The sequence below is a fragment of the Cupriavidus sp. FW306-1B-F12B genome (genome assembly GCF_058781795.1).
The window spans coordinates 425,697-439,627 of record NZ_JBYSXC010000002.1 but is presented as its reverse complement, the minus strand read 5'-3'; the positions used below and the strand labels follow the sequence as shown (position 1 = coordinate 439,627).

Sequence of the window (13,931 nt, the reverse complement as noted above, 5' to 3'; positions counted from 1 at the left end):
GGCTACCCAAGGAACGCCTCCATTGGCTCGCCAGTCAGGCTCGCCACAATCCGCTCCGCAGCGCGGCCGTCGCCATAGGGATTGCTTCTGGCAGCCAGAGCCTCCCGGCGTGTGGGTTCTTCCAGCCAGCGAATCACTTCCTGCTCTATGTTGATATCGGAACGCCCGGCCAATGTGGCATAGCCGGCATCGATGCCTTCCATTCGCTCTGTCACATCACGCATGACGACAGTAGGCACGCCAAACGTGGGAGCCTCCTCCTGGATCCCACCAGAATCACTGACGACCAGCACACTGCGGCTGATCAGATAGAGACTGGTCGGGTAGTCGACCGGCTCAAGCAAAACAAGATTCGCGATGCCCGACAACTCTTCGAGAACCGGCTTCCGAACTTTTGGATTCAGATGGACCGGGAAGACCCACTGATATTCCGGATACCGGGCACAGAGGCGCCTGAGCATCCGGCAAATAGCAAGCAACACCTCGCCATGATTCTCCCGACGATGGCAAGTGACGAGAATCTGGGGCGCTCCATCCTTCAGTGCGGCAAGCTCCGCCGGCACCGACGGCGGGGCTTCGTTCCAACTCTGCCGCACTGCATTGATAGCATCAACAACTGTATTGCCGGTCACGACAATCGCATCATCGCGAACACCTTCGCTGAGAAGGCTCGCGCGTGCGCGTGCAGTCGGCGCGAAATGCCGAGTAGCAATGCGGCCAAGCAGACTCCGATTTGCCTCCTCCGGAAATGGGCTCGCAAGATCGCCTGTGCGCAAGCCCGCCTCCACATGCCCGATCTTGATCCCGCGATGGAAAGCTGCCAAGCCCGCGCACAGCGCTGTAGTCGTGTCCCCCTGCACGAGCACCCAGTCTGGCTGCTCCACCTCAAATGCCTCGTCGAACTGCGCTATCAGACGTGCTGTCAGCGCATTCAGCGACTGACCTGGAACCATTGCGTCGTACCGCAGGTCCGGCTTGAGCGAAAAAAACGACATGGCGTGCTCAAGCATCTCGCGATGCTGGCCGCTGCTACAAACAACGGTATCCACTAGCGGCCGCAGAGCGGTGATAACTGGGGCCAGCTTGATGACTTCCGGGCGCGTACCCATGACGACCAAGACCTTCATGACAAGCACAACTCCTTTGATACCGGCAAACGGTGGCCCTTGTATTCAACCGCGAAGCCGAGGGCACCGACATGCACCGGTGCCGCCGCGATCCTGTAGCCATCGCCTCCAGCTACGACTTGCGTCAACGACTTGGCGCGCACGAAGTCCATGGCGATATCCTCATTCATGAAGAGCGGCTTGTCGCTCGACTGGCGGATATAGGCGACTAGCGCACGATGCGCGTCGATCCGGCTCCGCTCATCCTGCCAACCATAGGCGTAACGCTCGGAAAACGGGTGATCAAGGTAGCCAAACAGTGTGCCGGTGTCCCGAGCAACATCAAACGCCTGCTTGAAGATCGCCAGTGGATCGCCTTCTGCCAGCATGCATTCGCCGTGCAGCATGCATTGCTGACTATGTCCGATGAAACCGGCCGGCAACCCGGCAAGTTCCCCGCCGCGCGCGAGAACGAATTCGGGATCATTGCGGATGATGCCACCGATGCAACCTTGGTAGCCTATGTCGGCCAGGGCATGAAGCGCATAGCCTGGCGACTGGTGAAACGGCGAAACGGCGTAGCGCACGTGGCATCCTGTTGCCTCACGGAGACGGATGACGGACTGTGAGCCTTCCTGCAAAGCAGCCTCGTAGCTGCCCCCCCAGTTGGGTGCATGTGTGGCCGTGTGCGACAGAAGCGCACCGCCTTGAGCAAGCAACTCGTTAAGCAGCGGAATATTGCGCGCGGCGGCGAGATTACTTGTGTGAACCGCGAGGCTGAATGGGATATCCATGTCACGATATGCGTCCCACAACGGGCGTGCTGATTCCACGTCCTCGTCGCAATCCAAGCGCGATGTGATCGCGGCATCATAGCCCCATGGGATCTCGCTCAGAACTGGTTGGCATGGCAAGGTCTCGGCGCGATGGTTCGCGAGAAATGCCTCAACAATCCGCCATTCGAACGAATCGCAAGGCCCAACTGGACGGTTGAACCACAACACGCTCGCGTCGGCCAACTCTCCGAGTGCGGCATACGAACCGGCACGAACGCCATCGACAGTAACTGCAGCAATTTCATCGGCGCCTGCGTCCATCGCGCGAGACACGGCCCAGGGCGAACCATCAGCCCGGATCGCGCCGAAGCCAAGGTTATTCCACTCGTCTGTGAAGTCGAATCGCTCGAAGGCCCGTTCCCACTTCGCACCGCCTAGTATGGCGGCACGCTCACCATAGGCGACAACTGCTGGGCTGGCACGCCAGGCGCGGCTTGGCGCCGCCTGGCTCCGGCTCGCTTCAGGTAGCGACGCCGGCCATTCTGCGGATGCCCATCCAAGCCTGTCTGCCAATACAGGGGGAAGCGTGCCGAAAAGAATCAGCTTCCGGCGCCCACCGCGCAGCCAGCCGACCAGTAGATCCCCCCAGGAATCGGGTAAATCGACGGCGGCAAGTATCGGATAGCCGACATCTAGTGCACCGTGTCCGGCCAGGGCAACTTGCGCGCGGCTGACCGATCGGCGCAGGGCCGCGACAACAAGCCGGCCCGCTGTACTCGACGGTTGCGCGAACAATACGCCGATCATCCTGTCACCACGTGCCTGAACTTTGCGCGGCGCCCCACGCGCACGAAGTCATCATGTCCTACGAAGGCGATATCGAACCCCGACGGCCAAAACGCCCTGAGCTTCTGGCGCGTCTCGTCGGGATTCGCCCATGGTTCGAGCACGAGTCGCAGCGTCGGCAACGTCGTACGCAGATCGATCTGGAACTCCTGAATTCCACCAACTCGATGGTCGAGGATGTCCTGAATGTGGTGGGTGGGATAGTCGACGCCGTTGATCGGGACGACATCGTGGATACGGCCTATGATATTTGTCAGAACGAACGCGTCCGGACGCTCTTCAACGGCAGCAAGGTCGCCGGTGGCGTAACGGATCAACGGCATAAGCTTGTTGCGAAAACCGGTGAAAACAAGTTCATGCGCACCATCGGCGTTGTCGGAAAGCGGCCGACTCTCGGGCCAGCCTTCCGACTCGAGGACCTGCAAGCCCTTTCCAGAACCGTTCAATTCATAAGCCATCACTCCCAGCTCGGCCAGGCCGTAACGATCCACTACGCGGCAACGCAATGCCGACGCAATCAGCTCGCGCGCCTTTGGCTCGAGCAACTCACCGCTCGACTCGAACACGGCAAATGTTTTGCCGCCGCCATATCGACGTTGAACATAGGCGGCCAACGCATGGATCGTCGACGGATGCGCGTGCACGAGATAGGGCTTGCGCCGCTTCAGTGTCGTCCAGATCTCCTCCAGGCCGACATCGTCGATACGGTCAAAGAAGATATTGCTGCGATTCATCGCGAAACATTTGAAGTCTTCGCGCGATGGCCATTCGGGAGTTGGATCGTTGGGAAAACGACACGCAAAGTGCAGCTCCGAACGATGGCGCAGCTTGCCGATTGCCTGGCGTGCGAAATACGTTACGGATGACGAATAGTCGGCAGCAGGCTGGTCGTAGAATATCGTGCACGACAGACCAGTAGAACCACCAGTCTTGCAAGCGTGATGACGAAGGCTTTCCAACGGCCTGGAGAGCAGTCGATTGCCCTGTTCGCGGATGATGTCCTTCGTCAGATAGGGAAGTACTTCAAGCTGGCGCGCATCCGTGACCTTTTCGGGATTGAATGAGATCGCTCGGAACAGGTCTCGGTAGTACGGCACCTCGGAGCCGGCAAAGCACAGAATGTCACGCAACCGCCCTAGTGCAATGGCGCGACGTTGCGGAAACGGCAATTTGTAGTGATGGCGGAGCTCCGCCACTTTGGCGGTCACGTCACGTCGCTCCATGCGATGGGCGATCGGATAGGCGACATAGCCGCCTACGATGCCTTTGGCCAGCCTCAATGGCTGGTGTGCAAAAAGCGTTTCGCCGTACTGGAGCAAAGGGTGATCAGCTCGCATCTCAATTCAATTGGGCTTCTGCCGCATTGCTGGCGGCCGATGCATGTCGGTCGCCACAATGGGTGATTGTCTTTCCAGCTCTCTGTTCCGCGATCAGCAACGTCGCGGCATTTCTTGTCCAGACTTTCGTCTGTAAGTCAGCTTGCCTCCTGCCACGCCACTTCTTCGGCCACTGCGGGAGCAATCGGAGTATCGGATACGATCCTGCCGTGCTGCATTTCGATTCGCCGAGTGCAAATCCGCTGCACCATATTCGGGTCATGTGAGGCAACCACCAGGATCGATGCATTCTGAACCAGTGCACCGAGCCGCTTTTCGGCCTTCTCGGCAAAAGCCGCATCACCGACGCTCAACCATTCGTCCATGATCAATATGTCTGCCTCAACACTCGTCGAGATAGCAAACGCCAGGCGCAACATCATGCCGCTCGAATACGTCCGTACCGGCAAGTTCAGGTATTCGTCCAACTCGCTGAAATCAGCAATCTCATCAATCTTGCTGCGGATCTTTGCCGGTGTCAGGCCATCCAGAATGCCGCGAAGATAAATGTTCTCGAAGCCTGTCGCATCAGGATCCAGTCCCATTGACACGTCCAGCAGCGAGGCGATCTTGCCCTTCGTTTCCAGCATGCCGCTCACCGGGGCGTAGACTCCGGACAGTGTCCGCAACAGCGTGGTCTTGCCAGAACCGTTGTGGCCGACCAAAGCAATCCGCTCGCCGTCAGAAAAGCGGAAGCTAAGCTGATCCAGCGCCGTCACTACCGCGTGATTGCCTGCGTCCCGGCCAATCCGGCCGCCAGTTGTCAGGTTCAACACCGCCTTTTTGAGTGAACGATGCGAGTTTTCGTAGATGGGAAAGGAAACCGAAATTTCCCGGGCATTAATGTATGAGCTCACAATGTCACAGCCAATAAGGAACACGGTTGCGATAGCGACGCATCAACAGCTGCGCGACCGCAAAGCCAAACACCAGCAAACCGATTGACCATGCCCACGACTCCCAATGGAGAGGCCGGCCGGTGATGGGCGCGCGAACCGTCTCGATCAGGTGGTACAACGGGTTATATTCGGCCACCCAGCTGCGCTCTTTCAATATCTCCGGCGACCACATAACCGGCGTGAAGAAAAACACGACCTGGATCAAATTGCCGACGATTGGCGGAATGTCGCGGAACCGCGCGCACAAGACGCCGAGCGAGACACCGACCCAAATGCCGTGCAGAAGCAACAGCGCGAGAGCCAGCGGCACCAGAAAAAACTCCCAGGTCGGCCAGTGACCGAACGCGATCAGCACGATCACTACTACCGGGAGGCTATGGAGCAAGATCGCAAAATTACGCCACGCAATCCGACAAACGTGAATTGTCAACGGAATCCGAACCTGTTTGATCAGGTAAGCCGCCCCGATAAACGACAAGCAGCCTTCATTGGCCACTGCACCGATGAACTGCCATACCACCAGGCCGACGGCCAAGTATGGAAGATAGTCGCGGATTTCCTGGTGCAGCAACGTTGAATACAACGCCCCAAGAACCACGACCATGATTGCCGTGCTCAGCGTGAACCAGAATGGTCCAATGACCGAGCGTCGATACCGCTGCTTGATGTCATGCCAGCCCAGCGTTCCCCAGATCCGCGCCGAGCGAATGCCGATGATCAGGTCATCGTTCCCGGCATGCTCCGCAAGATGCCGTTCCGTGCGTCCAGTTGCTGCAATATCCATATCAGACACGTCCATACACGTCTTCGAATCGGACGATGTCGTCCTCCCCGAGGTAATCTCCGCTTTGCACTTCGATCATGATGAGATCGACAACACCCGGATTCTCAAGCCGGTGCTTGTGTCCCGCGGGGATGTAGGTTGATTCATCCGTGGCAACCAGAAACGATTTCTCGCCGTTGACCACTTTCGCGGTGCCGCGCACCACGATCCAGTGTTCGCTGCGATGGTGATGCATTTGCAGGCTGAGACTCGCGCCCGGCTTCACCTCTATCCGCTTGATTTTGAAACGCGGACCCTCTTCGAGCACCGTATAGGTACCCCAAGGCCGGCGCACAGTGCGATGTAGCTTATAGGTATCGTGACCGCGCTTCTTCAGCTCGCCGTAGATGTGCTTCACATCCTGCGTGCGATCCTTGTGGGCAATCAGCAGCGCGTCGGGCGTATCGACCACAACGAGATTTTCGACGCCCACCGCTCCAATCAGGCGTTCATGGCTCATCACGAAACAGTTAGTGACGTCATACATGACCACGTCGCCGTCGATTCTGTTTCCGTGCGCGTCAGCCTTCTGTAGGTCGCCAAGCGCCTTCCATGACCCGATGTCGCTCCATCCAATGTTGCAAGGCACCACCGAGGCACTCGTGCACTTCTCCATCACGGCATAATCAAGTGACTCATCAGGAACCGCTCGAAAAGCTATGGAATCCAAATCGATTTGGGTCCACTCCGGGCCAGCTGCGACATGCGATTGCTTCATGCATTCGGTAGCGGCGGCAAGAATGTCCGGCCGGTGCTCATTCAGTTCGCGGAGGATGCTGCCGGCGGTAAAACAGAACATGCCGGAGTTCCACAGGAAACGCCCAGACGCAAGATATTCCTGAGCCTTTTCCAGCGTTGGCTTCTCTACGAAGCGAACAACCTTCGTTCCATCCGCCTCGATATAACCAAAGCCGGTTTCCGGCAAATCGGGCTGGATCCCGAACGTCACGATCTTGCCATCGCGCGATAGTGCTTCCGCACGTGCAACGGCTTCAGCGAACGCAGACTGATCGGCGATCAGGTGATCGGCGGTGAGGACCAGCAAGACCTGGTCCTCACCGAACGTATCGGCCACATACCGCGCAGTTACCGCGATCGCGGCTGCAGTATTGCGCCCCGCAGGTTCCAGCAGAAACGACGTGCGAACGCCATCGATACCGACTTCCCGGTACTCGTCGACGGTCTTGAAAAAGAGCTCTCGATTGGTCACCGTGATGACATGCTCAACCTCAGGCAAGCCCGCCGCCCGAAGATAGGCCTTCTGCAGCAGGCTCTGTCCATCCGCGAGCCGGATAAATGGCTTAGGATGGTGTTCGCGCGATACCGGCCAGAGCCGGGAGCCAGCGCCGCCACTCAGAATGATTGGAATTAGACTCACATCGTCCTCGCTACCAGCATCAGGCAGAAAGAGAGCAAACTCAAACTGCGTCTTCGAAAACTTCCGCCGCGTCGAAGCGCTGGCCTGCAGCATCCTTCGCTGCGAGCATCGGTTCGGCTATCGGCCAGTCGATCGATAGCGTCGGATCATTCCAGACAATGCTACGTTCGAACTCCTGGTACCAGTAGTCAGTGGTCTTGTACAGGAACTCTGCGTACTCTGAAGTCACGACAAAGCCATGCGCAAACCCTTCAGGCACCCACAGCTGGCGCTTGTTCTCGGCGGAGAGCGCGACACCGACCCATTGACCGAATGTCGGGGATTGCCTGCGGATATCCACGGCAACGTCGAAGACCTCGCCGGCCACCACGCGCACCAGCTTGCCTTGCGGGTTCTTGATCTGATAATGCAGGCCGCGGAGGACCCCACGGACTGAACGGGAATGGTTGTCCTGCACGAACTCCCGCCTCACGCCAGTCGCTTCCTCGAACTGACGAGCATTAAAGCTCTCGAAAAAAAACCCACGATCGTCGCCGAACACCTTTGGCTCGATGATCATGACGTCCGGAATCGCAGTGCGAATGACGTTCAGACTCATTTGATGGACTCCGAGATGATTTGCTGCAGGTATTTGCCGTACCCGTTCTTGGTAAGTGGCATGGCCAGCGCGGCGACCTGTTCCGCACTGATCCATTTGCTGCGGTAAGCAATCTCTTCAGGGCAAGCCACCATCAGCCCCTGGCGGTTCTGCAGTGTGGCAATAAAGCTGGCTGCTTCCAGCAACGACTCATGCGTCCCGGTATCAAGCCAAGCATACCCCCGCCCCATGATCTCCACATCCAACTGCGCTATCTCCAGATAACGCTTGTTGACATCGGTAATCTCGAGCTCGCCGCGTGCAGAAGGCTTGATATCAGCGGCAATATCGCAAACCTGGTTGTCATAGAAATACAGCCCAGTAACAGCGTAGTGGGAACGCGGCTTCAGCGGCTTCTCTTCGAGCGACAACGCACGGAAGTTCTCATCGAACTCAACGACGCCATAACGCTCGGGATCATGCACGTGATATGCAAAGACCGTTGCCCCCACCGACTGCTGGGCCGAGCGAGTCAACTGGCTAACCAGATCGTGGCCATGGAAGATGTTGTCGCCAAGAATCAGCGTGGACGGATCGTTGCCGACAAAGTCACGCCCGATGATGAAAGCCTGCGCCAACCCGTCCGGCGACGGCTGCACCGCATACTGCAGGTTGATGCCCCACTTGCTCCCGTCGCCGAGCATATCGACAAAACGCGGGGTATCTTCCGGAGTGGAGATGATCAGAATGTCCCGAATCCCCGCCAGCATCAGCGTGGACAGTGGGTAGTAAATCATCGGCTTGTCGTACACCGGCAGCAACTGCTTCGAGACCGATCGCGTGATCGGATAGAGCCGAGTACCGGAACCTCCGGCGAGGATAATGCCCTTGCGCATGATGTCTTGCTCAGGAAAAGATCTGGTTCAGCAGGTGGTGCACACCTTGCTGCCAATCTGGAAGATGGATACCGAAGGTCTGGCGCAGCTTGCCGGTGTCCAGGCGGGAGTTGGCCGGACGCGGAGCAGGCAGGGGATACGCCGTGGCGGGGATGGCCTCGATGCGGGCTGGATCCACCTTCAGGTCGATGCCTTGGGTCGCGGCGTAGCGCAGCACTTCGGTGGCGTAGGCGTGCCAGGTGGTCTCGCCGGCGGCTGCCAGGTGGTAGATGCCGGAGGCAAAGGCCTGGCGGTTGCCGTGGAGCCAGTGTCGCGCCACGATCTGTGCGGTCACATCGGCGATCAGCGCGGCCGTGGTGGGAGCGCCGAACTGGTCGGCAATCACGCGCAGGCTGTCGCGCTCGCGGCCGAGCTTGAGCATGGTCTTGGCGAAGTTACCGCCATGAGCACCAGCCACCCAGCAGGTCCGCAGAACCAGGGCGGCACCACCGGCCGCGGCAATTGCCTGCTCCCCGGCCAGCTTGCTCTTGCCATAGACCGATTGCGGATTGACGGCATCGCTTTCGACATAGGCACCGTCCTTGGTGCCGTCAAAGACATAGTCGGTCGAATAGTGGACCAGCAGACTGCCGAGAGCCTTTGCCTCCTCGGCGAGGATGCCGGGTGCCGTGCCGTTGATGGCAAAGGCCAGATCCACCTCAGTTTCCGCCTTGTCCACCGCGGTGTAGGCCGCCGGATTGACGATCACGTCGGGCCGGCAATCACGCACCAGACGACGGACTTCGTCCGGTCGCGACAGGTCGCAGCCAGTGCGATCCAGTGCCACCACGTTTCCCAGCGGCGCAAGGCTCCGGCGCAGTTCAAACCCCACCTGCCCGTTGCTGCCCGTTACGAGAATGGTCGGAACCGCGGGATTACGCTGCATATTGCTTCGCCACCCAGTTCCGGTACTCGCCAGACATCACATCCTGCACCCACGCCTGGTTATCCAGGTACCACTGCACCGTCTTGCGCATGCCGGATTCAAACGTCTCCGCCGGCTTCCAACCCAACTCGCGCTCCAGCTTGCGAGCATCGATGGCATAGCGGCGGTCATGCCCCGGACGATCCTTCACGAAGGTAATCTGGTCGCGGTAAGAACCGGTGGCCTTCGGACGCAGTTCGTCCAGCAGATCGCACAGCGTGTGCACCACGTCCAGGTTGGTCTTCTCGTTCCAGCCGCCGACGTTGTAGGTCTCGCCGAGTCGGCCCTTGGCAAGCACTTCACGGATCGCCGAGCAGTGGTCACGCACGTACAGCCAGTCACGCACATTCAGCCCATCGCCATAGATCGGCAGCGGCTTGCCCGCCAGCGCATTGGCGATAATCAGCGGGATCAGCTTTTCCGGGAAATGATACGGACCGTAGTTGTTGGAACAGTTCGTCGTCAGGACCGGCAAGCCGTAGGTATGGTGGTATGCGCGCACCAGATGATCCGAGGCCGCCTTGGATGCCGAGTACGGGCTGTTGGGCGCGTACGGCGTCGTTTCCGAGAACTGGGGATCGGTCTCGCTCAGCGAGCCGAAAACCTCGTCGGTCGAGACATGCAGGAAGCGGAAGTCTGACTTGGCCTGCCCTTCGAGGCTGCCCCAGTAAGCGCGAGCCGCTTCCAGGAGCGTGAAGGTACCAACGATATTCGTCTGGATGAATTCGCCCGGACCATGGATGGACCGGTCTACGTGGCTTTCCGCTGCGAAGTGCACGACTGCGCGCGGCTTGTAGGTCGCGAAGAGCTCGTCCAAGGCATCACGGTCACAAATATCCGTTTGCGAGAACACGTGCCGTGGATCGTCTTCGACCGACGCCAGCGTCTTCCGATTGCCTGCATAGGTGAGTTTATCGACGTTGATGACCCCATCCGCCGACTTGTCGCCCAACCATGCTAGAACGAAATTGGCGCCGATAAACCCGGCACCGCCTGTGACCAAAATATGCGACAAAACTTGCTCCTTGCCTCGATATGTTTCGATGACCCGGCAAAAGCCGAGCGCCCACCTTGTCCGCATCCTGGACGGCGGGGCGTTAAGTGCCTGCAGAAGTGGCGGTATTCTATCCGACGGATTGCTCTAACCTACGTCACCTCCCCCTCTTTTTGTAGCCTCATGTAACCATGCCACGGTATATCGGTCACAAAACTACAAATAGAAGCGAAATACTTTTTCTCCGGCTCTGATGCCCAACAATAAAGCGCCTCATTCGACACTCCACGCTGTCGGCGACCTACAAGGTTGTGCCGCCTCACTGGACACACTACTGGCAGAATTGCCGACCCCGCCAGCCCTCCGCTTCGTCGGCGACCTGGTCAACCGCGGGCCAGCCTCCCTCCAAACCCTCCGTGCCATCCGCGCTATGGGCAGCCGCGCCGAAACCGTCCTCGGCAACCACGACATCCACCTCCTCGCCGTCGCCGCTGGCGTGCGCAAAAAAGGCAAATCCGACACCCTGGACGACATCCTGACCGCCCCCGACCGTGAGGACTTGCTAATCTGGCTCCGCCATCGCCCCCTGGCCCTGCTGGAAAACAACTTCCTCCTGGTCCACGCCGGCGTCCTCCCCCAATGGACCGCCTCCCAGGTCATCGACCTCGCCCGCGAAGTCGAAGATCAACTCCAAGGCCCCAACTGGCAACGCTTCCTCGCCGACATCTTCGGCAACGCCTCCGACCGCTGGCACGACGGCCTGCGCGGCATCGAACGCCACCGGGTGGTGGTCAATGCCCTCACCCGGCTGCGCTACTGCACTGTCGATGGCGTGATGGACTTCAAGACCAAGGAAGGCCTGGGCAAGGCGCCGGACGGGTTCATGCCGTGGTTCGACGTGCCGGGGCGGCGTACCGAGGATGTGACCGTGGTATGCGGCCATTGGTCGACGCTGGGCCTGGTCATGCGGCCGAATCTGATGGCGCTGGATACTGGCTGCGTCTGGGGTGGCAAGCTGACGGCGGCCCGGTTGGCACAGGATCCTGCCGAACGGACCGTCGTTCAGGTTGATTGCCCGCAATATTGTGACCCGCTGGCCTGACTGGCAATCCCGCGTTGGCGGGGACGACAGGACGGCTAGCTGATGGCAGCGGAGCTTGGCTGGGGCACGCCACCGGGCTCGACGGGGTGGTTCAGCCGTCGGGCCGCGGCGGCAGCGTGTTCCGGCGCGCCCTGGCTGAGGTGGGCGACCACCTCCCTGGCGGAGTTCGCAAGCTCGCGACGGTCACCCGAGGCCGACGCCAGCGCGGGCCCGATCACCAGCCGGGCCTTGATCCGGGGTGCTCGCAAGACCGCTTCCAGTGACTGCAGCAACGTGGTCTCGCCGATGTAGGCGGCGGCAAGCGTTGGTTGCCCCGTAGCGGCATCGAGGTAGTTCAGCCCCAGGGGCTGAACTGGCAACCCGCCAGAAATCGGCGCCTGCATCAGGTTGGCGTGGAATGGCAGCACCTCGGTGCCGTCGGTCGTGGTGCCTTCCGGGAACACGCCGACGAGGTCGCCCTGCAGCATCACGTCGGTGATGTCGTGCAGCACGCGGTGGGCATCGCGTTTGCGCGCCCGTTCGATGAAGATCGTTCCCGTCTTGTCGCACAGCCACCCAATCAGCGGCCAGCTGCGGATCTCTGACTTGGCGACAAACCGCACCGGCTGCCAGCTGTGGATGACGTAGATATCCAGCCATGAAATATGGTTGGAAACCACCATCGCGCCCTGGCGGCCAGCGCCGTGCGACGCTGCGCCGGTGGCGTCCACCACTTCCACCTCCACCCCGCAAATCCGCAGCAACCGCCGTGACCAGCGGCGAATATGCCACTCGCGCGTGCGCACGCCCAGCCACGGGAACAGCAAGGCGCAGGTCACCAGCCCGCGCAGCAGGTGCAGCACCAGCGCGGTCTTGCGCAGCCAGATCATGCGTGGGCGTGGTTTCCGTAGACGACTTGCCCGCCGACCAGGGTCATGCGGACCTTGCCTTCCATCTCGTAGCCGAGCCACGGTGAGTTCTTGCCCTGGCTCTTGATGGAGCGGCGGTCGACCTTCCAGACCTGCCTGGGGTCGAACACGCACACGTCGGCGGCGCTGCCGACGGCCAGGGTGCCGGCCTTCAGGCCGATCACGCGCGCGGGTTCGGCGGTGATGCGGGCCAGTGCCTGGACCAGCGGGACCTTGTGCTCGGCGGCCCAGCGCAGGGTCAGCGGCAGCAGCAGTTCCAGGCCGGTTGCGCCCGGCGATGCCTCGGCGAACGGCAGCAGCTTCTCGTCGTCGTCCACTGGCGTGTGGTCGGAGCACAGGGCGTCGATGGTGCCGTCGGCCAGCGCGGCGACGATGGCGTCGCGGTCGCGCGGGCTGCGCAGCGGTGGCGAGAAGCGCATCTGCGAGTTGAAGTAGCCGATATCCATGTCGGTCAGCGAGACGTGGTGGATATTGACGTCGCAGGTCACTTTCAGGCCTTCGCGCTTGGCCTGGCGCACCAGTTCCAGCCCGGCGGCGGACGACAGGCGGCACAGGTGCACGCGCGCGCCGGTGCTGCGCATCAGTTCGAAGATGGTGTGCAGGCGCACGGTTTCGGCGATCACTGACACGCCGGACAGGCCCAGGCGCGATGCCACCGCGCCGCTGGCGGCGACGCCGCCGCCCAGGAACGGGTCTTCCGGGCGCAGCCAGACGGTGAAGCCGAAGGTCTGGGCGTACTGCAGCGCGCGCAGCAGCACCTGGGTGTTGAGGACAGGGGCCTCGGCCTGGCTGAAGCCGACGCAGCCGGCTTCCGTCAGCTGGTTCATCTCGGTCAGCGTCTCGCCCTTCAGGCCCAGCGTCAGCGCGCCCAGCGGGTACACGTGGGTCTGGTTCAGGGTGCGGGCGCGGAACTTCAGCATTTCCACCAGGCCCGGTTCGTCGAGCACCGGATCGGTATCGGGCGGGCAGACCAGGCTGGTCACGCCGCCGGCGGTGGCGGCGGCCACTTCGGATTCGAGCGTGGCCTTGTATTCGTAGCCGGGCTCGCGCAGGCGCGCGGACAGGTCGACCAGGCCGGGGCACACGATCAGGCCGCTGGCATCGACGGTCTTGTTGGCGGTGAAGTCCGCCGGGGCGCTGCCAACGCCGACGATCTTGCCGGCGGCGATGTAGAGGTCCTGCGTGGCGTCGGTGTTGCTGGCCGGATCGATCAGGCGGCCGCCCTTGATGTGAATCTTCATAGCTTGGCTTGTCGTGTCGCTTGGCTGGTTCGGTGTGGTCTGGCG

13 protein-coding genes are annotated in these 13,931 nt (G+C 60.7%); 1 reads left to right on the top strand and 12 read right to left on the bottom strand.

The window, feature by feature from the left end; genetic code table 11:
• Positions 1-2: 2 nt before the first annotated feature.
• The 10 genes from wecB to rfbB form a co-directional block, all read right to left on the bottom strand.
• Complete coding sequence (wecB, locus tag AC3WLE_RS05310; protein WP_492351441.1) at positions 3-1,127, bottom strand: non-hydrolyzing UDP-N-acetylglucosamine 2-epimerase; 1,125 nt, start codon at positions 1,125-1,127, stop codon at positions 3-5.
• Positions 1,124-2,689 carry a polysaccharide deacetylase family protein gene (locus tag AC3WLE_RS05305; RefSeq protein ID WP_492351442.1) on the bottom strand — a complete coding sequence of 522 codons (1,566 nt, stop codon included), beginning with the start codon at positions 2,687-2,689 and terminating at the stop codon, positions 1,124-1,126. Before AC3WLE_RS05305 ends, wecB begins: the two co-directional genes overlap by 4 nt.
• Positions 2,686-4,065: a phenylacetate--CoA ligase family protein gene (locus AC3WLE_RS05300; protein ID WP_492356374.1), complete on the bottom strand. Its 1,380-nt coding sequence runs from the start codon at positions 4,063-4,065 to the stop codon at positions 2,686-2,688. Before AC3WLE_RS05300 ends, AC3WLE_RS05305 begins: the two co-directional genes overlap by 4 nt.
• 137 nt (positions 4,066-4,202) lie before the next feature.
• Positions 4,203-4,964, bottom strand: a complete 762-nt coding sequence (locus AC3WLE_RS05295; protein WP_492351469.1) for an ABC transporter ATP-binding protein — start codon at positions 4,962-4,964, stop codon at positions 4,203-4,205.
• A 1-nt stretch (position 4,965) separates the two neighbouring features.
• Positions 4,966-5,787 carry an ABC transporter permease gene (locus tag AC3WLE_RS05290; protein WP_492351470.1) on the bottom strand — a complete coding sequence of 274 codons (822 nt, stop codon included), beginning with the start codon at positions 5,785-5,787 and terminating at the stop codon, positions 4,966-4,968.
• 1 nt (position 5,788) lies between these two features.
• Positions 5,789-7,204: a mannose-1-phosphate guanylyltransferase/mannose-6-phosphate isomerase gene (locus AC3WLE_RS05285; protein ID WP_492351471.1), complete on the bottom strand. Its 1,416-nt coding sequence runs from the start codon at positions 7,202-7,204 to the stop codon at positions 5,789-5,791.
• A gap of 40 nt (positions 7,205-7,244) precedes the next feature.
• Complete coding sequence (gene rfbC, locus AC3WLE_RS05280; RefSeq protein ID WP_492351444.1) at positions 7,245-7,802, bottom strand: dTDP-4-dehydrorhamnose 3,5-epimerase; 558 nt, start codon at positions 7,800-7,802, stop codon at positions 7,245-7,247.
• Entirely contained in the window at positions 7,799-8,677 is an 879-nt protein-coding gene (gene rfbA, locus AC3WLE_RS05275) for a glucose-1-phosphate thymidylyltransferase RfbA (protein WP_492351445.1), read from the bottom strand. Before rfbA ends, rfbC begins: the two co-directional genes overlap by 4 nt.
• Positions 8,678-8,687: 10 nt before the next feature.
• Positions 8,688-9,602: a dTDP-4-dehydrorhamnose reductase gene (gene rfbD, locus AC3WLE_RS05270; RefSeq protein WP_492356373.1), complete on the bottom strand. Its 915-nt coding sequence runs from the start codon at positions 9,600-9,602 to the stop codon at positions 8,688-8,690.
• A complete protein-coding gene (gene rfbB / locus AC3WLE_RS05265; protein ID WP_492351447.1) occupies positions 9,592-10,656 on the bottom strand; it encodes a dTDP-glucose 4,6-dehydratase in 1,065 nt (354 codons plus the stop codon). The genes rfbD and rfbB overlap by 11 nt, the downstream gene beginning before the upstream one ends.
• 232 nt (positions 10,657-10,888) lie before the next feature.
• Here rfbB and AC3WLE_RS05260 point away from each other — a divergent pair, with 232 nt between their 5' ends.
• A complete protein-coding gene (locus tag AC3WLE_RS05260) occupies positions 10,889-11,737 on the top strand; it encodes a symmetrical bis(5'-nucleosyl)-tetraphosphatase (protein WP_492351448.1) in 849 nt (282 codons plus the stop codon).
• 35 nt (positions 11,738-11,772) lie between these two features.
• Here the strand turns inward: AC3WLE_RS05260 and AC3WLE_RS05255 are convergent, their stop codons facing one another.
• Positions 11,773-12,606: a lysophospholipid acyltransferase family protein gene (locus AC3WLE_RS05255; RefSeq protein WP_492351449.1), complete on the bottom strand. Its 834-nt coding sequence runs from the start codon at positions 12,604-12,606 to the stop codon at positions 11,773-11,775.
• Entirely contained in the window at positions 12,603-13,886 is a 1,284-nt protein-coding gene (locus AC3WLE_RS05250) for a dihydroorotase (protein ID WP_492351450.1), read from the bottom strand. The genes AC3WLE_RS05255 and AC3WLE_RS05250 overlap by 4 nt, the downstream gene beginning before the upstream one ends.
• Positions 13,887-13,931: the final 45 nt, after the last annotated feature.